Origin of the sequence: Neobacillus notoginsengisoli (assembly GCF_003515685.1) — a bacterium.
Lineage (GTDB): Bacteria > Bacillota > Bacilli > Bacillales > Cytobacillaceae > Bacillus_D > Bacillus_D notoginsengisoli.
In genome coordinates this window covers 1-21,204 of the sequence record NZ_QWEG01000026.1, presented here as the reverse complement: position 1 = coordinate 21,204, position 21,204 = coordinate 1, and the positions used below count along the sequence as shown (strand labels likewise).

Sequence of the window (21,204 nt, the reverse complement as noted above, 5' to 3'; positions counted from 1 at the left end):
GCCCGCTATGTCTAAAGCGTACAAAGAAGCAGGCGTCAATATTGAGGCTGGCTATGAAGCGGTAGAAAAGATGAAACGACACGTAAAAAAAACAATCCGTCCCGGTGTTATTGGAGGCCTTGGCGGGTTCGGTGCGATGTTTGATTTGTCGGCCTTAAATCTGAAGGAGCCGGTCCTCGTTTCGGGAACGGACGGAGTCGGTACAAAACTTATGCTCGCATTCATGATGGACCGTCATGACACAATTGGGATTGACGCTGTAGCAATGTGTGTGAATGATATTGTCGTCCAGGGGGCGGAGCCGCTTTATTTTCTTGATTATATCGGCTGCGGAAAGGCGGAACCCGACCGAATTGAAGCGATTGTAAAAGGGGTTGCCGCCGGTTGTGAGTTGGCTGGCTGCGCCCTGATTGGCGGAGAAACAGCAGAAATGCCGGGCATGTACGAACCGAATGAGTACGACCTGGCTGGTTTTGTGGTTGGGGCTTGTGAGAAATCGGAACTGATTGATGGAAGCAGGATTATTCCAGGGGATATGCTCATCGGCCTGTCGTCGAGCGGCCTGCATAGCAATGGCTTTTCACTGGCGCGGAAGGTGTTTTTTGAAAAAGCCGGCCTGCAAGTCAGCGATTTTGTAAATGACCTCGGCTGTACGCTAGGTGAGGAACTGTTAAAGCCAACAAAAATCTATGTAAAATCGATTTTATCGTCTTTGAAGAAATTCCCGGTAAAAGGAATGTCCCATATTACCGGAGGCGGATTTCACGAAAATATTCCGAGGATGCTCCCGGAAGGGCATGGAGCCCAAATTCTCGAGGGAAGTTGGCAAATGGCGGCTATTTTCCCTTTGCTAGAACAGCACGGAGGATTGGAACGCAAGGAAATGTACCATGTCTTTAACATGGGTATTGGCATGGTTATTGCAATCGAAGAGGCTTATGCATCCGACCTGATCGATCACTTGAATGCCTGTGGTGAGCGCGCTTCAGTGATTGGCTATGTAACTGGAGAGAAGGGAATCCGGATTTCATGAAAAACGTCGCGGTTTTTGCATCTGGGAACGGAAGTAATTTTCAGGCTCTTGTTGATGCGGTCAAGAATAGCCAGCTTGAGGCAAACATTTGCCTGCTCATCTCGGACCGTCCAGGCGCTTATGCGGTTGAACGAGCCAGGGCAGCCGGGATAAAAACCTTTACGTTCAATCCGAAAGAATATTTCACGAAAGAAGCGTACGAAAAAGTCATTGCCGAAAAGCTGTCCGGCGTTAACATTGACTGGCTTGTCCTTGCGGGTTATATGCGGCTGATTGGGCCTGTCCTCCTGTCCGATTACGAAGGACGGATTGTAAATATCCATCCGTCCATGCTTCCGGATTACCCTGGAAAGGATGCAATTGGCCAGGCGCTTGCTGCAAAAGTGGATAGGACAGGGGTGACGGTCCATTATGTCGATGAAGGGATGGATACCGGCCCGGTCATTGCCCAGGTAGAAGTTCCGATTAAAGAATGGGATACAGCTGAAAGCCTGCACACAAAAATACAGGATGTGGAGCACAGGCTTTATCCATCTGTCTTGCAGTCGCTAATCAACAAACAGGGGGAATGAAAATGGCACAAAAGCGGGCGTTGATTTCCGTTTCAGATAAAAAAGGCATAACAGAATTTGCTTCGGCGCTGGCGGAACTAGGGCTTGAACTTGTTTCAACAGGCGGGACAAAGAAGGCACTCGAGGAAGCGGGCATAGCGGTGACAGGAGTGAGTGACATAACCGGATTTCCGGAGATTCTTCAGGGCCGTGTCAAAACGCTGAATCCGAAAATCCATGGCGGTTTATTAGCGAAGCTTGATAATCCTCTTCATAAGCAGCAGCTTGAGGAGCATGGCATACAGCCAATCAGCATTGTAGTTGCCAACCTTTACCCGTTCCGCGAAATGATTTCAAGGCAGGAAACAACGGTTGAAGAAGCAATTGAAAATATTGATATCGGCGGCCCTTCGATGCTTCGGGCAGCAGCGAAAAACCACCAGGATGTAACGGTCGTAATCGATCCAGATGATTATGAAGAAGTTTTGCGCCAGCTGAAGGAAACGGGTGAGGTGGAAAGTGAGACAAAGCGCAGGCTTGCGGCGAAGGTATTCAGGCTTACTGCCGCCTATGATGCGCTTATCGCTGCTTATTTGACGGAGTTAGCGGAGGAAGAAGCGCCTGAAAGCCTGACCGTCACCTATGAACTAAAAGATACGCTCCGCTACGGTGAAAACCCGCACCAAAAGGCTGCTTTCTACAAGAATCCGCTAGGGGGAGAAGATTCGATTGCCGGCGCCGAGCAACTACATGGGAAGGCACTCTCCTATAACAATATCAATGACGCCAATGCCGCTCTTCAAATCGTTAGCGAATTTTCGAATCCGGCCGCAGTGGCGGTCAAGCATATGAATCCATGCGGCGTAGGGACCGGAGAAAATGCCTTCGAAGCCTTTATGAAAGCTTATGAGGCCGATTCAGTGTCCATTTTTGGCGGCATTGTTGCCTTCAACAGGGAGGTTGACGAAGAAACGGCCGGAAAACTTCATGAAATCTTTCTTGAAATCGTGATTGCTCCGTCCTTTAGCGATAAGGCCATAGCAATCTTGCAAAAGAAAAAAAATCTTCGCCTGTTAACCGTGTCAGCGGGGGAGAAGGGAAAGCCGGAAAAAAACTTTGTGTCCGTAAAAGGTGGCCTGCTCGTCCAGGATGAGGATACTTACAGCTTTGAAGACGCAAATATAAGTGTCCCGACTAGAAGGCATCCGACTGAAGAGGAATGGAACGCCTTGAAGCTTGGCTGGAAGGTTGTTAAGCATGTGAAATCGAATGCGATTGTCTTGGCAAATGATGAACAAACGGTTGGGATTGGAGCCGGGCAAATGAACCGGATAGGGGCGGCAACGATTGCCCTTGAACAAGCAGGTGAAAAGGCGAATGGGGCAGCAATGGCATCAGATGCCTTTTTCCCTATGGACGATACTGTTGAAGCGGCAGTGAAGGCTGGGATTACGGCCATCATTCAGCCAGGCGGGTCCATCCGTGATGAAGACTCGATTAAAAAGGCTGATGAATACGGAATCGCAATGGTTTTGACAGGGATACGCCATTTCAAACACTAAGGGGGTAAAAAGATGGATGTGCTGGTCATTGGCAGGGGCGGACGGGAGCATGCGATTTGCCGTAAGCTAAAAGAAAGTTCTTTAGTGGAAACTGTTTATGTTGCTCCCGGGAATCCGGGGATGGAGGATATCGCAAGCATTCTTCCATATGAAGAAACAGATTACGAGAATCTGATAGCTTTTGCCAGATGGAAAGAGATCGGCTTGACGATTATTGGGCCGGAACTGCCGCTTCTCTCGGGGCTTGCCGACAGGTTTAGGGATGCGGGCTTAAAGGTGTTCGGACCTGGCAGCAGGGCCGCCCTGATAGAGGGAAGCAAAGCTTTTGCCAAGGCATTTATGAAAAAACACTCCATCCCGACGGCGGCCTATGAGGTTTTCGACTCTTTTGATGAGGCAAACAATTATATTGAAAGAATTGGCGCGCCAATTGTTATAAAAGCGGACGGCCTTGCGTCTGGTAAAGGCGTTACGGTTGCCTTCACGAAGGAGGAGGCAAGCGCCGCCCTTGAAGAAATGCTCGTTGGGCGGAAGTTCGGGGAGGCTTCATCATCGGTTGTCATTGAAGAATTTCTTGAAGGCGAAGAATTTTCGTTAATGGCGTTTGTAAATGGAGATGTCGTTGTACCGCTTGAAATCGCTCAGGATCATAAGCGCGCCTTTGATGGCGACCTTGGGCCGAATACAGGCGGAATGGGGGCCTATTCCCCCGTTCCCCATATCTCAGCTAGTGTGGTCGATACTGCGGTTGAAACAATCGTTAAACCCGCGGCCGAGGCGCTCGTCAGCGAGGGGCGGAGCTTCTGCGGAGTCCTATATGCAGGCTTGATTTTAACGGGTGACGGACCAAAAGTCATTGAATTCAATGCCCGGTTCGGCGACCCTGAAACCCAGATTGTCCTTCCAAGGCTGCAATCAGACCTTGCGGAAGTGCTCCTCGATGTATTGGACGGGAATACGCCTGAGTTGGTCTGGGAAGACTCCTTTGCTTTGGGGGTCGTTGCCGCTGCAAAGGGGTACCCAGATCTTCCTGAACGGGGAGCGCTGATCGAGTGTCTTGAGGACGTAAGCGAGGATACGGTTCTTTATCATGCTGGAACAAAAAAAGATAAGCTTGGCCGGTATTATGTGGATGGCGGCAGGGTCTTATTAGCCTGCGCAAAAGCAGCCACACTCGAAGCGGCAAGGGAAAAGGTTTATGCCGATATGGAAAAAATCAAATCGACTGGAATCTTTTATCGGAAAGATATTGGGGCGAGGGCGTTAAAGGCTGCCCAGCCCCTTTAAGCCTGAAGTAAGATGACAGTAGACTAAAAACGGACTTTTTACTTGGGTGATTTTTAAAAAGGACTGAATGAACGGATAGTCGCGGTTCGGCATCAGTTTAACCGCTTCGCCCCACCATTCTGTTTCATATCTGGCAATCATGCTTAGATTGTACAACAGCAAATAATGGGCCATCAGTTCCGGAAATTGGGACCGATGGCTTTTCTTAAAAGGCATCGCATATCTCTTTTGAGAAAAGTCTGCCTTCAGGAAGGTAGGCCGGTTATGAGGGAAATGGACAGGGAGCCCGGAAAGCTTGGCGAGCCCGTTCTCCATTTTTTCAAGTTCAATCCCTGACTGTGTGAAGAAATACTCCCGGAACCTTGTTTCTGTCATGTGATAGCAGTCGAGAGCTTTTTCGGAAACAAACCAGTGGCCCCCTTTTTCAAGCAGGGGGATGAAATTGGCCCGCCCCTCCAACTGCCAGAACAAGCTGTCCAATTCAGGAACCATACGCAGTAACGCCTCCATCGTTATTTTATCGCCTTCATCCTGTTTCATGTGAAACAATTTTTCAGATAAATGCGGAAAGAGGCCGTTTTTCTGAAACTTCACTTCGTCATGAAAAAACTGATACTGCTGCTTCTTGCGCTTCCGGGCGGATACTCCGTGGGCAAGGACTGCTGTCGTTTCAGGATAAAAAGGATCCATTGTCAGGATGCAGGCTTTGATAAGGTGGACAAGGCCGTAAAACAGAAGGATTGGCTGCAGGATAATTGGAGCCTGTGCTGCCTGCGCATAATAAATACTGCCATGTTCAAGATAGTAGAGGAAGGGATAACAATTCTCGAAACTCTTTTGGCCGGGTTCGGGGCAGCCAATTTTTTCATACCGCTTTTGCAAGTAGGATTGGGCGTATTCCACCGAATAAAAGAACGAAAAGCTTTCCCAGTCTCGATAGCCGAGCCACATAAAAACAACCGCCTTTTCAAACGAAAATACTGGTAATCATGTTAATGATTAAATAATCTGACTATAGTTACTACCTTGACAGTAGATTGCCCTAATTGATACGCTACTAATAATATTTTTTGGTTTGGAGGGACAAGAAAGATGTGGGAAAACAAGTTTGCTAAAGAAGGATTGACATTTGATGATGTTTTGCTCGTTCCAGCCAAGTCTGAAGTGCTGCCGAAAGAGGTGAGCCTCCAAACAAAACTGTGCGAAAAAATTAAACTGAACTTGCCAATTATCAGTGCCGGTATGGATACGGTCACTGAAGCGGAAATGGCCATCGCGATGGCCAGGCAGGGCGGCCTCGGAATCATTCATAAGAATATGACGATTGAACAGCAGGCCGAGCATGTAGAAAAAGTAAAGCGTTCGGAGTCTGGTGTCATCACAGATCCATTTTTCCTAACCCCTGAGCATCAGGTATTCGATGCGGAGCATTTAATGGGAAAATACCGGATTTCTGGAGTGCCAATTGTTAATAATGAAGAAGAGCAAAAGTTGGTTGGCATCATTACAAACCGTGATCTGCGCTTCCTCCAGGACCATGATTTTTCAAAAATGATTGCTGATGTCATGACAAAGGAAAATCTCGTCACTGCCCCGGTTGGGACAACCTTAAAGGAAGCGGAAGAGATTTTGCAGAAGTATAAAATCGAAAAATTGCCACTCGTTGACGAGGAGGGAATCCTCAAGGGGCTAATTACCATTAAGGATATTGAAAAGGTCATTGAATTCCCTATGTCGGCGAAAGACAATAAAGGGCGTTTGCTGGCCGGAGCGGCCGTTGGCGTAACAATGGATACAATGAAACGCGTAGAGGCGCTTGTAAAAGCACAAGTCGATGTCATCGTCGTCGATACAGCTCACGGACATTCACAAGGTGTTCTTAATACAGTCCGACAAATACGGGACGAATATCCTGATTTAGCCATTATCGCCGGAAATGTGGCGACAGCAGAAGGAACAAGGGATTTATTCGAGGCCGGCGCTGATGTGGTGAAGGTCGGAATTGGGCCAGGATCCATTTGTACAACGAGGATTGTTGCAGGGGTCGGTGTTCCGCAGATTACTGCTATTTACGATTGTGCAACAGAGGCACGAAAGCACGGAAAATCGATTATAGCAGACGGAGGCATCAAGTACTCAGGAGATGTTGTCAAAGCCCTTGCTGCCGGAGGGAATGCGGTCATGCTCGGAAGCCTGCTCGCAGGTGTATCCGAAAGCCCGGGGGAAACGGAAATCTTCCAGGGCCGCCGTTTCAAAGTATACCGCGGAATGGGTTCAGAGGGAGCCATGGAACAAGGATCAAAAGACCGCTACTTCCAGGAAGACACGAAAAAATTTGTTCCTGAAGGAATTGAAGGCCGCCTTCCATACAAAGGGCCGGTTGCTGACACAGTCTATCAGCTTGCCGGAGGCCTGAGATCGGGAATGGGCTATTGCGGTGCCGCAAGCCTGGAGGATCTGCGTGAAAAAACACAATTTGTCAGAATGACTGGAGCCGGATTGCACGAAAGCCATCCGCACAACGTCCAAATTACAAAAGAAGCACCAAACTACTCGAAGTAAGAACCAAAGCGCAAGCGCTTGGTTATCGCCGTACAAACTGGAAGGGCTTCGATAAAGTGAAACTTCCATCAGTGATTTTTGCTGATGGTTAGTCCCGTTCTACTGCCGCTAATTCGCCAAAGAGCACGGCGACTAAGCGGCACTACGAACCCGATTGGTTCAACTAAGCCGCTGAAATGCACAGCGGCAAGTTTCACTGTATCTCACGAATCGGACCTTTAAGGTCAGTTGCCGACGGAGGAGGCTTGACTTCCCCTTAAGAGTGGGATAAAGGAATCACGAAGAGCGAAGCTACTACCTGCAGTACTTCATGAATTAGCATCTGTGAAGTCCTTCATGGGCTTTGCGACGAGCTGAAGGTAAGCTTCCTGAATATGCTATGGCGCAGGAGCACTAAGCGCATTCGTGCATGACTTATCGTAGGGAGGAGACCTGAAGTTTGCGCACGCGCAGGCGCTGAAGCTAGAGGAAGCCACGCTTGATAAGTGAGTTATCCAGTCGTGAAATCTATAGTTTCTAATACAATTAGTTAAAGGCAGTGCAATTCGCCTGCCTTTTTCTTATGCCCAACTAGTAAATGTTGGCAGGAAGATAGGTCTTATCTCTGTCTATCCAAGGCTGTCGGGGTATGTTAAGATAATAGACGTGAATAAAGCGAAACTTCCGCAAGGCTAGAACGCCTTTTGAGAGTGGAAGAAAATTGTTGGAGGGCGTAACAGTGAAGAAAATGATCGTTCAGAAGTACATAGCCATCTTACTTGTAGTATTCATGGCAGCAGGGCTGTTTACGGCACCCGTAAAGGCAGCCGGCGAGGCCAATTTGAAAATTAATGCCGGAGCCGCGATTCTTGTTGATGCGGAGTCAGGAAAAGTTTTATTTGAGCAAAATGCTGACAATGTCCTCGGCATCGCCAGCATGACGAAGATGATGACAGAGTACATTCTCCTTAAGGCAGTAAAGGAAGGTAAAGTGAAATGGGATCAGGAATACTCGGTCAGCGAGCTTGTCCATAAACTGTCCCATAACCGCAGCCTCTCCAATGTACCGCTCAGGGCGGATGGAACATATACAGTCAGGGAATTGTATGAAGCCATGACGATTTATTCGGCAAATGCGGCAACCATTGCCCTCACAGAAGTGATGGCTGGTTCGGAATCCAATTTCATCAAAATGATGAATGATGAAGCAAAGAGAATGGGCCTGAAAGATTATAAATTTGTTAATTCAACAGGCTTGAATAATAGAGACTATAAAGGCCAGCATCCGGAAGGGACAGGCGCTGAGGATGAAAACGTCATGTCCGCGAGGGCGACTGCAACACTTGCTTACCACCTTCTAAAGGATTTCCCGGAAGTACTAGAAACAACAAGCATTCCGAGGAAAGAATTCAGACCGGGAACCGATGATGTCATCAAAATGGAAAACTGGAACTGGATGCTTCCGGAGCTTGTTTTTAAATATCCTGGCGTTGACGGGCTGAAAACGGGTACGACAGACTTCGCGGGCTATTGCTTCACAGGGACAGCCAGCCGTGACGGCAAACGATTCATTACCGTTGTCATGGATGCGAAGGGTGGTGCCGGACAAGGCACCTATAAAGCCCGATTCGATGAAACGAGGAAAATGTTCGATTATGCATTTTCCAACTATACAAAAACTGAAATCCTTCCCGCTAATTATGAGATTAAAGGAAAGAAATCACTGAATGTCATTAAGGGGAAGGAAAAGACAGTGAAAATCCGGACAAAAGACCCGGTTTCCATGGTCATTAAAAATGGCGAGAAGGACAACTATAAACCAGTACTCGTCCTTGATAAGAAGAAATTGAATAAAGCCGGTGAACTGACAGCTCCTGTCAAAAAAGGGGAAGTTGTCGGCTATGTCACACTTGAAGCGAAAAACGGGGATAAAGGCGCTTTTCTAACGAATAAAGGAAAAAGCAGCCTCAAAACACCGGTTGTCGCCACAGAAAGTGTTGAGAAGGCTAACTGGTTCATGCTGATGATGGGCGGAATTGGCGGTTTCTTCGCGGATCTGTGGGGAAGTATCGTTTCCGGCATTAAAGGATTATTTTAATACGGATGTTGGTCGTATAAAGATGGCAGTTGATAGATAGGTTCTTGTCTTGACAGGGACCTATTTTTCATAGATTATTTTAGTAAAGAGGACTATTCCAAGCGGCTTAGTCTATTTTTGAAAAGGCTTTGTTAATTTAGTTGTTGATTTCCACTTCAGGGACTCAGCGCCGCGCGGGGCGTCAATGGAGCTTCCTCGGCGCTAAAGCGCCTGTGGGGTCTCCACCTTGCCGCTATATCCCGCAGGACAAACAGCTTCCTCGAATGGGCTTTGCACGAAGGAAATGCGATAGCATTTTCGAGAAGTCGGTCCCTTTCGCTTCAATCAACTTGATTAAAAATCAACGATAAACTTTAACACAGTCTAAAAAAATACAATGATGCAGGGGGAAATTCTAGTGAATACAGGTACTGACCGTGTAAAAAGGGGTATGGCTGAAATGCAGAAAGGCGGCGTCATCATGGACGTTGTCAATGCAGAACAGGCAAAAATTGCAGAGGAAGCAGGCGCTGTGGCGGTTATGGCCCTTGAGCGAGTTCCATCCGACATCCGCGCTGCAGGTGGAGTTGCCAGAATGGCGGATCCGCGAATAGTCGAAGAAGTCATGAACGCCGTTACGATTCCTGTTATGGCGAAAGCGCGAATCGGCCACATTGTTGAAGCCCGCGTTCTCGAAGCGATGGGTGTTGATTATATTGATGAAAGTGAAGTGCTGACTCCTGCAGATGAGGAGTACCACTTAAATAAGAGGGATTATACTGTTCCGTTTGTATGCGGTTGCCGTGACCTCGGTGAGGCTGCACGCCGGATTGGCGAGGGTGCATCCATGCTCCGTACTAAAGGCGAGCCAGGGACAGGGAATATTGTCGAAGCAGTCCGCCATATCCGCAAAGTGAATGCGCAGGTCCGCAAAGTAGTAAACATGAATGAAGATGAACTGATGACCGAAGCCAAGCTGCTTGGCGCGCCATATGAGCTATTACTTGAAATTAAGCGCCTCGGCCGCCTGCCGGTTGTGAATTTTGCCGCCGGCGGTGTGGCAACTCCTGCCGATGCTGCTCTAATGATGCAGCTTGGCGCAGACGGCGTATTTGTCGGTTCGGGTATTTTTAAATCCGAAAATCCTGCCCTTTTTGCAAAAGCGATCGTTGAGGCGACTACGCACTACCAGGATTACAAGCTGATTGCCGAACTGTCGAAAAACCTTGGGACGCCAATGAAAGGGATTGATATTTCTTCCCTTGCGATGGCAGACCGGATGCAAGAACGCGGTCAGTAGAATGGTGAAAATCGGGGTATTGGCCCTCCAAGGGGCAGTCAGAGAGCATGTCAATTCAGTTATCGCATCAGGTGGGGAAGCTGTAGAAATCAAAACAGTTGATCAACTTCACGATGTGGATGGGCTTATTTTGCCGGGCGGCGAAAGCACGGCAATGCGGAAGCTGATTGATCAGTATGGCTTCATGGAAGAGCTGAGGGCTTTTGCCGCTTCGGGCAGGCCGATGTTCGGAACTTGTGCCGGACTGATTCTGTTGGCAAAAGATCTTGTTGGCTATGGTGAACCACATATCGGCGTCATGGATGTAACCGTTGAGCGGAACTCTTTCGGCCGCCAGCGAGAAAGTTTCGAGACAGAACTTAGTGTTGCTGGGGTAGCGGAAGCTTTTCCTGCGGTATTCATCCGGGGGCCGCACATTGTTGAAGTGGGAGATGGCGTCGAAGTGCTTGCGAGGCACAATGGAAGGATTGTCGCTGCGAGACAAGGACAGTTCCTTGGCTGTTCCTTCCATCCCGAACTGACCGATGACCATAGAATGGCCGCCTACTTTATCAACATGGCCATTGAAGCAAAAGAAAAGCAGTTTGTATAAACTGTTTGCAAAAAGACGATACTTGTAGTAGATTTAAAAGTACAAATTTCCCATATTGAAAAAGCGCTGAGAGGAAGAAGTAGCGGGAATTCCATTCTTAAGAGAGCCAGTGGCTGGTGTGAACTGGTGAGTGGCGCCTGTGAATCCGTCCTTGAGCAAAGCATGGAACGCCGATTAGTGGATTGGCTAGTAAGTGCTTTCGGGTCAAACCGTTATGAAATTGAGGTGGGCTGCTGTGTGCGGCCAACCAGGGTGGCAACGCGGGTCAACTCCCGTCCCTGTTTTGGGGACGGGAGTTTTTTGTGTTCAAAAAAGCTTCCCGGCCTCAAGGCTATGATTAATTTGCTTGGTTGAAGCGGACGGGTCTCACTTTGTCTGTGGAAATCAACAGTCAATGTTACGAAAGAAAATAAAAAAGGAGTGGAAAAGCATGCTGGATATGAAAGTATTGCGTGCCGATTTTGAAGGAGTAAAGAATAGGCTGCAGCATCGCGGTGAAGACTTGACAGACCTTAACAAATTCGAAAGCCTGGACAGGAAAAGGCGCGATCTAATTGTCGAGGCCGAGCAGCTGAAGGGGAAGCGGAATGAAGTTTCCCAGCAGGTAGCAGCATTAAAACGTGAGAAGAAGGATGCCGACCAGTTGATTGCTGAAATGCGCGCTGTTGGCGACCGTATTAAAGAGCTTGATGATGAGCTCCGCGGAGTGGAGGCAGAACTCGAGTTGCTTTTATTAAGCATCCCGAACCTGCCGCATGAAAGCGTTCCGGTCGGCGAAACGGAAGAAGAGAATGTGGAAATCAGGAAGTGGGGGGAAGTCCGCGATTTCGGTTTCGAGCCAAAACCGCATTGGGACATCGCAGACCATCTGAAAATTCTTGATTTCGAACGCGCTACAAAAGTTACTGGAAGCCGCTTTGTTTTCTACAAAGGGCTGGGTGCAAGGTTAGAGCGCGCCTTGATGAACTTTATGCTCGACCTTCACGTTGATGAGCATGGGTACAAAGAAATATTACCGCCATACATGGTGAACAGGACGAGTATGACAGGCACCGGACAGCTTCCGAAATTTGAAGAAGATGCCTTCCTGATTGAAAGTGAAGATTATTTCCTAATCCCGACTGCCGAAGTTCCCGTCACAAATTTTCACAGAGATGAAATTTTGAGCGGAGAACAGCTGCCAATCCGCTATGCGGCGTACAGTGCCTGTTTCCGTTCTGAAGCTGGATCCGCTGGGAGAGATACACGCGGGCTGATTCGCCAACATCAGTTTAATAAGGTGGAATTGGTGAAGTTTGTGAAACCGGAAGATTCTTATGGCGAGCTTGAAAAACTGACTGCCGATGCGGAAAAAGTACTTCAGCTGCTAGGGCTTCCGTACCGCGTCCTAAGCATGTGCACCGGGGATCTCGGCTTTACGGCTGCAAAAAAATACGATATTGAAGTTTGGATCCCGAGCTACAACACCTACCGGGAGATATCTTCTTGCAGTAACTTTGAAGCCTTCCAGGCGCGCCGGGCGAATATTCGTTTCCGCCGCGAACCTGGCGCGAAGCCGGAGCATGTCCATACCTTGAACGGATCTGGCCTTGCGATTGGCCGTACGGTTGCTGCCATCCTTGAGAACTACCAGCAAGAAGACGGCACCGTCATCATTCCTGAAGCACTTAGACCCTATATGGGCGGCCGCAGCGAAATCAAGCCTAATTAAGGTGAGGAGGGCGGTAGACAAACCCGCCCTTTTTTTACCTATAAAAGAATAGAGGTTTTCCGGTTGACAGAAGCAACGACTCTATAGTAAGATAACCTTTGTCGAACGGAGGAATACCCAAGTCCGGCTGAAGGGATCGGTCTTGAAAACCGACAGGCGGGTTAAACCGCGCGGGGGTTCGAATCCCTCTTCCTCCGCCATTTATTCGATAAATATTAATACCAACGCGCATAAAATCTGGAGATCAAACCCGCCGCAAGCGAACAGCCTGCGGCGGTTTTTTTATATTTGTTTCTGACTAAAAAACGCATACCAGCAATTAGCCGGTATGCGTTTTAGTAAAAAGGATTTCATTTAGTTTGTTATCGACTTCGCGGCAGACTCGCGCTGCGTCTTCGGGCCGGTTGATGACGTCGATGACATCCATGTCGATGACGAGGACTTCGCTTGCATTATAGTGCTTAAAGACCCATTCGTCGTAGCCTTTCCATACTTCGAAGTAGTATTCCTTCAGTTCTGGATTGATTTCGAAACTTCTGCCGCGCGACATGATTCTGTCAATGACTGTGTCAAAAGAACCTTTTAGGTAAACCATCAATTCGGGTGCTTTTTTCGGCAGTTCATCCAGCTCTTCCATCATGTTATCCGCGAGGTCTTCATAAATCCTGAATTCCAGTTCGGAAATACGTCCAAGCTTTTTATTTACATAGGCAAAATACCAATCCTCATAAATGGAACGATCCTGGATCGTATAAAGAGGCTCATGCCAGCTGACGCATTCCTTCACGGTCTTAAAGCGCTTATTCAAAAAGAACAGCTGAAGAAGGAATGGGATTCTTTTCGCATCCAATTCTTCTGGTGTCAATTCATAATAAAGCGGGAGAATCGGATTATCATCAACAGTTTCATAAAAAACCTTGCTGTCTATGCCCTTGCTTCTAAAATATCCATTTAATAAATCTGCCACACTCGTTTTTCCAAGGCCAATCATGCCGCCGATTACGATACTCAAAATAACTTCCCCGTCCTTATAATGTATTGGTCCAGCTGCTTTTTGCAAGTGAATGTGAAAGGTCAGCCAGAATGGAATTCATATCCTGTTCATTTTTGACAAAATCCATATGATCTCCGTTGTAGCGAAGAACTGGAATTTCAGGATGCTGTCTTTCGAATGCTGCGATGGCCTCCTCATAGTCAAGGGAAAGCTGTTCAAGGTATAGAGGGCTAATGTTCTTTTCAACTTCCCGTCCGCGCTTCGCAATTCTCGCAAGAAGTGTATCAAGGCTTGCATTCAGGTAAATGACGACATTTGGTTTAGGCATATCCTCAGTGAGAATTTGATATATTTTAAAATACTTTTTGTACTCTTCACTATTTAAAGTTCTTTGAGCAAAAATCAAATTTTTGATTATATGATAATCTGCCACAACTGGTTCACTTTTAGTTAAATAATGGGTATTGATATCCCCGAGCTGCTTAAATCGGTTACAAAGGAAAAACATTTCCGTCTGGAAGCTCCACTCTTCAATATTGTCGTAAAATTTGCCGAGGAATGGATTTTCATCTACGATTTCTTTCAACAATGCAAATTGATAATGGTCGGCGATTGCTTTTGCAAGAGATGTTTTTCCTACACCAATCGGCCCTTCTACAGTAATAAAGGGAGTTTCTCCCATAGCATGTCCTCCTTTTCCCCTGCCGTTTTCAATTACCTATCGTCAAGTTCCAAATATGTAATGAAAAATAAGAAATAAGTAGAATAATGTCGCATTTAGACAAATTGTATTTTACCATATTCCTGGGCTGTTCGGATATGGAATATTTAAGATCCTGAGGGTTGGAAGTGATAATCATTGATTTTATAGGATTTTGAGGTAAAAAAAATAAAAAAACTGCCCCATAAGGCAGTCGAAATCATAACTTAAGTTGTCCGCTTCGTAACATTGAAATTCTCAACAATGAGCAGCCAGTTTTGCGGGAAGGAGAGGCCGAGTTTCCAGTAACTCATTCCTCTAAGGTTTAACTCTTTGATCAGGTCAAATTTTGCCTGGATGGAACGGGCATCTTCAAACCACACTTCATGCTGCCTGCCATCTCTCGTATACTTGAAAAAAGGTGCCTGCGCACGTGTATCATATTGGATATTTACATTGTTCTCAGCCGCAATCCGGATTGCCTGCTGGGGACTGACAGCCCTGGCAACACTCCCTTGGACAAAAGGAAGGGTCCAATCGTAGCCGTACAGGTTTTGCCCCATCATAATCTTGGAGCCGGGCATTTCAGTTAGAGCATATTCAAGCACCTTGCGAACCGGACCGATTGGCGAGACCGCCTGGGCGGGCCCGCCACTATAGCCCCATTCATAAGTCATAATGATGACAAAATCAACAATCTCTCCATGCGCCCGGTAATCATGGGCTTCATACCATTTTCCTTTCTGCGTTGCGCTCGTTTTGGGGGCAAGGGCGGTTGAAATAAGCCAGCCCTCCTGCTTGAAACGATCTCTCGCTTTTCTAAGGAAACTATTGTAAGCTTCCCTGTCTGCAGGCCGTAAATATTCAAAGTCAAAATGGATATCCCTGAATCCAAGCCTTCTCGCTGTAGCCACGATATTATTGAGGAACCGGTCCTGGATTGCGATATCGTTAAGTAAAATCCTGCCGAGCTCGTCACTGAATTGATCATTTTCTTGATTCGTAATGACCATCATCAGTACATTATTATTTGCCCGGGCAATCTGGGGGAATTGACCGAGGGTAGGCTCCTTTAGTGTCCCATCCCGCTGTGCTTGAAAGCTGAAAGGGGCCAGATATGTTAAGTAGGGTGCGGCTTGCCGCGCACTTGCTGTCAGGGCAGGCGCGACTGTTGTTCCTCTTGGTTCTACATAAGCATTAAATTCTCCCGCTCTTTTCTGGCCGGTCGGAATATAAAGCCGGAATCCTACATTCAGCGGCTGATTCGGCTGAATTCTGTTAATCCGGGCAAGCTCCTGATAGGTGATCCCGAATCTCTGTGCAATTGAATAGAGAGAATCCCCAGCCTTCACAAAATAAAAACTCCCGACGATGGGAATAACCATTGCCTGGCCGATGACAAGGTCATTCGGGTTAGGCAGGTCATTTGCTTCAACGATTGCATTTACGGTTGTACCGTAAGTACGGGCAATAGTTGACACTGTTTGCCCGCGTTCCACCACATGGATTTGCATGTCCTTCCCTCCCTGCGCAAAATTAACGCTACAACCATTCTATGAGTAGGCAGTGGGATTCATGTTATACTAATCGTGAATTAAAAGGGATGTTCTTTTACTGAAGGACACGGAATTTTGCCTAAAGGAAGTGGCGGGATGGATATGATCCCAAACCTAGATGAATTTTATATGCGAGAAGCGATAAAGGAAGCGGAAAAGGCAGCCGCGGCAGATGAGGTTCCAATTGGCGCTGTCATCGTCATTGGCGGTGAAATCGTCGCCAGGGCCCATAATCTGCGGGAAAACCGGCAAAATGCAATTGCGCATGCGGAGCTTTTGGCCATCGATAGAGCGTGCCAGAGGACAGGAAGCTGGCGGCTTGAGGGAGCTTCGCTTTATGTCACCCTTGAACCTTGCGCCATGTGCGCCGGTGCGATTGTCCTATCAAGGGTGGAACGCGTTGTGTATGGCGCAGCGGATCCGAAGGGAGGCTGTGCTGGAACACTGATGAATCTCCTGGATGAAAGCCGATTTAACCACCAATGTGAGGTCAATCCGGGGGTTCTTGAAGCTGAATGCGGAGGGATGCTTTCAGCGTTTTTTAGGAGGCTGCGGATGAAGAAGAAGGAAGCTAAAAGTAGGGCCGAACTTTCGGAGATAGAAGAGGATACAGGATTTGACAGCTAAAGGCCATTGATTTTTCGGGTAAAACTGTGTATACTGAAAAGGCGCTATAAAGGCGCCTAACAATAGGTTTCAATTTTGCCGTGCTAGACGGGGAGGTAGCGGTGCCCTGTACCCGCAATCCGCTCTAGCGGGGTTGAATCCCTTCCTGAGGCTGACACTCTGTAGGGCTGCCTCAAGTAAGTGGTGTTGACGTCCTGGTCCTGCGCAATGGGAATCCATGAACCATGTCAGGTCTGGAAGGAAGCAGCATTAAGTGGACGCTCCCATGTGCCGCAGGGTTGCCTGGGCCGAGCTAACTGCTTGAGTAACGCTTATGGATGCCAGTCGATGGAAGGTGCACGGCAGTTTAATTTACAATAGAGACCCATCCCTTTTCGGGGGTGGGTTTTTTGTGTGTGAAAAAAACTCTTTCTATATAGGCTGAACTAAAGAATTGTACATAGTTAATTGGAGCGGAAGGCACGTAGACTCCTCGAAAATCGGGAATAATGCTATCGCATTTTCTTCGTGCAAAGCCTATTCGAAGAAGATGTTTGTCCTGCGGGATGTAGCGGCTAGGTGGAGACCCCACAGGCGCCAAAGTGCCGAGAAGGCTCCACTGAGGCCCGCGGAAAGCGAAGTGCCTCGTGACAGGCAAAAACCGCCTGTCCCTGCGATGATTATTCTTCAGAAGCTTTCCGTTGTGGAGCGCAAATCAACGACAATGTTCAAAAGTTATATTCGTTTTATATATACTGAGTAGTAGCGAAATCGGTGTTTTCTGGACTTGGGTAATGGTCGTTTTTCTTAAGGTTTGAGTTATACTTTACAATGAAGATAAGGTATAATAAACAAATGGAAAGACTGCCTTTAAAAGCCCGGCAGCCGCAGAAAAAGAGGAAGGGGGCAATTGCCAGTGGCTTATCAAGCATTATACCGTGTCTGGCGGCCTCAAGCATTTTATGATGTCGTAGGACAGGAACATATTACACAGACATTGCAGAATGCCCTGGTGCAGCAAAAGACTACCCATGCTTACCTTTTTTCGGGCCCGCGTGGAACTGGGAAAACGACTGCGGCGAAAATTTTGGCCAAGGCAGTCAACTGTGAACGGGCTCCGGTCTCCGAACCGTGTAATGAGTGCAGCGCATGCCGCGGTATTACAGACGGATCGATTCAGGATGTTATTGAAATTGATGCTGCCTCGAATAATGGCGTTGATGAAATCAGGGATATTCGCGACAAAGTAAAATATGCCCCAAGCTCTGTGAAATATAAAGTTTATATTATTGACGAAGTGCATATGCTTTCAACCGGTGCCTTTAACGCCCTTCTCAAAACGCTTGAAGAACCGCCAAGACATGTCATGTTTATATTAGCGACAACTGAACCTCATAAAATACCACTAACCATTGTTTCTAGATGCCAGAGATTTGACTTCAAGAGAATTACATCTCAGGCCATTGTGGGAAGGATGAAGCTGATTGCTGATGAAACGAGCGCCGCATATGATCCAGCGGCATTGCCGATCATCGCCAGAGCAGCCGAGGGCGGAATGAGAGATGCGCTAAGCCTGCTCGATCAGGCGATTTCCTTCAGCCATGAACGTGTAACCGTGGAAGATGCATTGACTGTGACAGGTTCCGTTTCCCAAGGGTTCCTTTATGATATGGGAGAAGCCGTACACGAAAAGGATGTTGCTAAAGGGTTGGACGCCTTGAATGAACTCCTTTTCCATGGAAAGGATCCTTCGCGCTTTATTGAAGACTTCATTTTATTTTTCCGTGATATGCTTTTGTATAAAACGGCCCCTTCCCTTGAAGAGTCGTTGGAAAGAGTATCAGTCGATGAAGGGTTTCGGGATCTGGCCAACCAGTTTTCAATAGCTCAAATTTATGATTTAATCGAGATGTTGAACAAAACCCAACAGGAAATGCGTTGGACAACACATCCAAGAATCTTTCTTGAAGTGGCTATCGTAAAGCTTTGCCAGCTTGAAAATTCTACTTCCTCCGGAGAAGCAGCTGATTCAGCTCAGGTTTCACTCTTGTTAAATAGAATTGAAAAGCTCGAAGCTGAATTGAAAGAGTTGAGAAAACAGGGGATTCCTTCAGTAGGTGAACCGGCGGGCAATCAGCCAAAACCAGCCCAACGAGTGGCAAGAAGAGGATTCCAGGCTCCGGCAGGGAGAATTAATGAAGTCCTCAAGAATGCTACAAAAGCCGATCTTACATTGTTGAAAACCAATTGGGGCGAGATGCTCCGTAAATTGATGAAGTCCCATGCGGCCCTTTTAAATGAAGCGGAGCCTGTGGCTTCATCATCGGATGCGCTTGTTATTAAATTCAAACATGAAATCCATTGCCAGATGGCGATGGACAACCCTAAATTTACAGAAGCGATATCAGAAGGGTTTCGGGAACTGACGGGCAGGACATTTACGATTCTCGGCGTCCCGGAAGATCAGTGGCTGACGATCCGTGAAAATTTCCTTTCAAATCATCAGGTTGAAGGCGGAGAGGAAGCGGAAGCGAAAAAAGATGAGGATGTATTAGTCGACGAAGCCAAGAAATTGTTTGGCGGAGAGCTGATACAGGTAATAGATTAAATTGGAGGCTGATTACGTATGAAACGCAAAATGCCAGGTATGGGCGGAATGGGTAATATGCAAGGTATGATGAAACAAATGCAGAAAATGCAAAAACAAATGGAAGAGGCTCAGGAAAAGCTGGGTGAAGCCACCGTTGAAGGAACTGCGGGTGGAGGCATGGTAACCATAGTTTTAAACGGACATAAAAAAATGGTTGATATTACCATTGATCCGGAAGCGGTTGATCCGGAAGATGTAGAAATGCTCCAAGATACCATTCTTGCCGCATTTAATGATGCGATGGATAAAGCGGACAAATTATCCGAATCTACAATGGGGCAATTTACTAAAGGAATGAACCTTCCAGGCTTGTTCTAGGAGGAAAAATGATGCATTATCCTGAACCGATATCGAAGCTGATTGACAGCTTTATGAAATTGCCGGGGATCGGCCCTAAAACAGCCGCTCGTCTGGCTTTTTTCGTCCTTAGCATGAAAGAGGATACTGTCCTTGATTTTGCCAAGGCGCTTGTAAATGCAAAGCGGAATTTAAGTTATTGTTCCGTATGCGGCCATATTACCGACCAGGATCCGTGCTATATTTGCCAGGATGATCGGCGTGACAAAAGCGTCATCTGTGTGGTCCAGGATCCGAAAGATGTTATTGCAATGGAAAAAATGAGAGAATTCAATGGGCTATACCATGTTCTCCAAGGGGCTATTTCGCCGATGGACGGCATTGGTCCAGAAGATATCAATATCCCGGACCTTCTGAAGCGCCTTCAGGATGAAACAGTACAGGAGGTCATCCTGGCAACAAATCCGAATATTGAAGGTGAAGCGACGGCTATGTATATATCAAGGTTGCTAAAACCGTCAGGCATCAAGATAACCAGGATTGCCCACGGCCTTCCAGTTGGAGGGGACCTTGAGTATGCAGACGAAGTCACTCTATCAAAAGCACTCGAAGGCCGCCGTGAGCTTTAAAGGATGGAGGGTAAAGAAAGATGTTTTTTCGGCGAAAAGGCCGGCTGCGCAAAGAATTTAACGAAAAATACCTTGATCTTTTAGAAAAGGCAAAGGTTGACCGGCAGCAGCAGAAGACCCTCCTCGATAAATCGTTTGATCCTTCCGAGGATGTGATTTGCCAGGCAAAACTTGCCGAAGCAAAATTCTTTTTTCTATTAAAAGAGGCAAAAAACCGTAAAGTTTCCATAAAGCGCTGAATCTTAAACTCCCCGTTCTTTTCAAGGGAACTTGTACATATGCTTTTAATACAAGTTCCCGGGAAAGGGGGAGTTTTTGTTTGGAGCCGATATACGTCATATCCATTATAGGTGGCCTGATCATCATTCTTTTAGTGGCGGGTGCGCCGATGAAAACGGGGAGGATGTTAGGCCAAGCCGTAATCAAGCTAATCATAGGAGCGGTTCTCTTATTCTTTTTGAATACAATTGGCAATCAATATGGTGTCCATATTCCCATTAATCTGTTTACAACGACAGTCTCCGGATTCCTCGGAATACCAGGTTTGGCTGCCCTTGTGGCAGTTGACATGTTCATTATAGGCTGAGGACGTGCAAGTCTATCTTGCACGATAAATCACATAATAAATAACAACTTGTCTCTATTTATTAATTGGCACTCCTTCCGCTATTGCATATCAAAAGAGAACCCGTTATTAACAAATGTGGTTTTCTTTTTTTTGAATTTTACTCTTCTGTTTTTGGGTTTACGTTTTTTGATAAAAAACTTTTAAAAAAGGGTTGACCAAAATCTAAAGAGGTTGTATTATATTAAAAGTCGCTGCTAAATAGCAGTGAACGCAACGAAAAAAAGTTGTTGACTTTAACGTTGCAAAATGTTATTCTAATATGGTCGCCTTTAAGTGAAAGTGCTTCTGCACTGCAGGGTTTTTGGAGAAAGAATTCCTTAGCTCATTGCAACTCATAGGTTGACACTAGCAGATATATATTGCTCTTTGAAAACTAAACAAACAAGCGTCAACAAACAATAATATAGTGATCTTCGGATCACTAGCCAACGTAACTTTATGAGCTAAACTCATACTCTTTCTTGGAGAGTTTGATCCTGGCTCAGGACGA

19 protein-coding genes, 1 tRNA gene, 1 other RNA gene and 1 other annotated feature are annotated in these 21,204 nt (G+C 46.9%); of the genes, 17 read left to right on the top strand and 4 right to left on the bottom strand.

What is annotated here, in order from left to right; genetic code table 11:
* The first annotated feature begins 7 nt into the window (after window positions 1–7).
* The 4 genes from purM to purD are packed head-to-tail and all read left to right on the top strand — an operon-like array spanning window position 8 to window position 4,433.
* Window positions 8–1,033 (top strand): phosphoribosylformylglycinamidine cyclo-ligase, encoded by a 1,026-nt coding sequence (gene purM, locus D1B31_RS22975; RefSeq protein WP_118924876.1) that lies wholly within the window; start codon window positions 8–10, stop codon window positions 1,031–1,033.
* Window positions 1,030–1,605, top strand: a complete 576-nt coding sequence (gene purN, locus D1B31_RS22970; protein WP_118924874.1) for a phosphoribosylglycinamide formyltransferase — start codon at window positions 1,030–1,032, stop codon at window positions 1,603–1,605. Before purM ends, purN begins: the two co-directional genes overlap by 4 nt.
* A 2-nt stretch (window positions 1,606–1,607) precedes the next feature.
* Window positions 1,608–3,146: a bifunctional phosphoribosylaminoimidazolecarboxamide formyltransferase/IMP cyclohydrolase gene (gene purH / locus D1B31_RS22965; protein WP_118924872.1), complete on the top strand. Its 1,539-nt coding sequence runs from the start codon at window positions 1,608–1,610 to the stop codon at window positions 3,144–3,146.
* Between the two features lie 12 nt (window positions 3,147–3,158).
* Window positions 3,159–4,433, top strand: a complete 1,275-nt coding sequence (gene purD / locus D1B31_RS22960) for a phosphoribosylamine--glycine ligase (protein WP_118924870.1) — start codon at window positions 3,159–3,161, stop codon at window positions 4,431–4,433.
* Here the strand turns inward: purD and D1B31_RS22955 are convergent.
* Window positions 4,410–5,384 carry a YaaC family protein gene (locus D1B31_RS22955; RefSeq protein WP_118924868.1) on the bottom strand — a complete coding sequence of 325 codons (975 nt, stop codon included), beginning with the start codon at window positions 5,382–5,384 and terminating at the stop codon, window positions 4,410–4,412. The genes purD and D1B31_RS22955 overlap by 24 nt on opposite strands.
* A 141-nt stretch (window positions 5,385–5,525) precedes the next feature.
* Between D1B31_RS22955 and guaB the strand changes: the two genes are divergently transcribed.
* The 6 genes from guaB to D1B31_RS22925 all read left to right on the top strand — a co-directional run bounded on the left by guaB (window position 5,526) and on the right by D1B31_RS22925 (window position 12,854).
* Window positions 5,526–6,995 (top strand): IMP dehydrogenase, encoded by a 1,470-nt coding sequence (guaB, locus tag D1B31_RS22950; RefSeq protein WP_118924866.1) that lies wholly within the window; start codon window positions 5,526–5,528, stop codon window positions 6,993–6,995.
* A gap of 727 nt (window positions 6,996–7,722) precedes the next feature.
* Entirely contained in the window at window positions 7,723–9,072 is a 1,350-nt protein-coding gene (locus tag D1B31_RS22945) for a serine hydrolase (protein ID WP_118924895.1), read from the top strand.
* 379 nt (window positions 9,073–9,451) lie between these two features.
* A complete protein-coding gene (gene pdxS, locus D1B31_RS22940; protein ID WP_204563065.1) occupies window positions 9,452–10,351 on the top strand; it encodes a pyridoxal 5'-phosphate synthase lyase subunit PdxS in 900 nt (299 codons plus the stop codon).
* Window position 10,352: 1 nt separating this feature from the next.
* A complete protein-coding gene (gene pdxT / locus D1B31_RS22935) occupies window positions 10,353–10,943 on the top strand; it encodes a pyridoxal 5'-phosphate synthase glutaminase subunit PdxT (RefSeq protein WP_118924862.1) in 591 nt (196 codons plus the stop codon).
* Between the two features lie 57 nt (window positions 10,944–11,000).
* Window positions 11,001–11,226: a binding site (T-box leader), on the top strand.
* A gap of 147 nt (window positions 11,227–11,373) precedes the next feature.
* On the top strand, window positions 11,374–12,654 hold the full coding sequence (gene serS, locus D1B31_RS22930) for a serine--tRNA ligase (RefSeq protein ID WP_118924860.1): 1,281 nt from the start codon (window positions 11,374–11,376) through the stop codon (window positions 12,652–12,654).
* 107 nt (window positions 12,655–12,761) lie between these two features.
* A tRNA-Ser gene (locus D1B31_RS22925) sits at window positions 12,762–12,854 on the top strand.
* Between the two features lie 119 nt (window positions 12,855–12,973).
* Here D1B31_RS22925 and D1B31_RS22920 read toward each other — a convergent pair.
* The 3 genes from D1B31_RS22920 to D1B31_RS22910 all read right to left on the bottom strand — a co-directional run bounded on the left by D1B31_RS22920 (window position 12,974) and on the right by D1B31_RS22910 (window position 15,862).
* Window positions 12,974–13,666 (bottom strand): deoxynucleoside kinase, encoded by a 693-nt coding sequence (locus D1B31_RS22920; protein ID WP_118924858.1) that lies wholly within the window; start codon window positions 13,664–13,666, stop codon window positions 12,974–12,976.
* A gap of 16 nt (window positions 13,667–13,682) precedes the next feature.
* Window positions 13,683–14,330, bottom strand: coding sequence for a deoxynucleoside kinase (locus D1B31_RS22915; protein ID WP_118924856.1), 648 nt, complete (start codon window positions 14,328–14,330; stop codon window positions 13,683–13,685).
* 245 nt (window positions 14,331–14,575) lie between these two features.
* A complete protein-coding gene (locus D1B31_RS22910) occupies window positions 14,576–15,862 on the bottom strand; it encodes a glycoside hydrolase family 18 protein (RefSeq protein ID WP_118924854.1) in 1,287 nt (428 codons plus the stop codon).
* Window positions 15,863–16,006: 144 nt separating this feature from the next.
* Between D1B31_RS22910 and tadA the strand changes: the two genes are divergently transcribed.
* The 7 genes from tadA to D1B31_RS22875 all read left to right on the top strand — a co-directional run bounded on the left by tadA (window position 16,007) and on the right by D1B31_RS22875 (window position 20,672).
* Window positions 16,007–16,531 (top strand): tRNA adenosine(34) deaminase TadA, encoded by a 525-nt coding sequence (tadA, locus tag D1B31_RS22905; protein WP_118924893.1) that lies wholly within the window; start codon window positions 16,007–16,009, stop codon window positions 16,529–16,531.
* 78 nt (window positions 16,532–16,609) lie between these two features.
* An RNA gene (gene ffs, locus D1B31_RS22900) (signal recognition particle sRNA large type) lies at window positions 16,610–16,873 on the top strand.
* A gap of 553 nt (window positions 16,874–17,426) precedes the next feature.
* Window positions 17,427–19,118 (top strand): DNA polymerase III subunit gamma/tau, encoded by a 1,692-nt coding sequence (gene dnaX / locus D1B31_RS22895; protein ID WP_118924852.1) that lies wholly within the window; start codon window positions 17,427–17,429, stop codon window positions 19,116–19,118.
* Window positions 19,119–19,157: 39 nt separating this feature from the next.
* A complete protein-coding gene (locus D1B31_RS22890; protein WP_240035405.1) occupies window positions 19,158–19,478 on the top strand; it encodes a YbaB/EbfC family nucleoid-associated protein in 321 nt (106 codons plus the stop codon).
* Window positions 19,479–19,489: 11 nt separating this feature from the next.
* Window positions 19,490–20,086, top strand: a complete 597-nt coding sequence (recR, locus tag D1B31_RS22885; protein ID WP_118924850.1) for a recombination mediator RecR — start codon at window positions 19,490–19,492, stop codon at window positions 20,084–20,086.
* Between the two features lie 20 nt (window positions 20,087–20,106).
* Window positions 20,107–20,325, top strand: a complete 219-nt coding sequence (locus D1B31_RS22880) for a YaaL family protein (protein WP_118924848.1) — start codon at window positions 20,107–20,109, stop codon at window positions 20,323–20,325.
* 80 nt (window positions 20,326–20,405) lie between these two features.
* Window positions 20,406–20,672, top strand: coding sequence for a pro-sigmaK processing inhibitor BofA family protein (locus D1B31_RS22875; protein ID WP_118924846.1), 267 nt, complete (start codon window positions 20,406–20,408; stop codon window positions 20,670–20,672).
* Window positions 20,673–21,204: the final 532 nt, after the last annotated feature.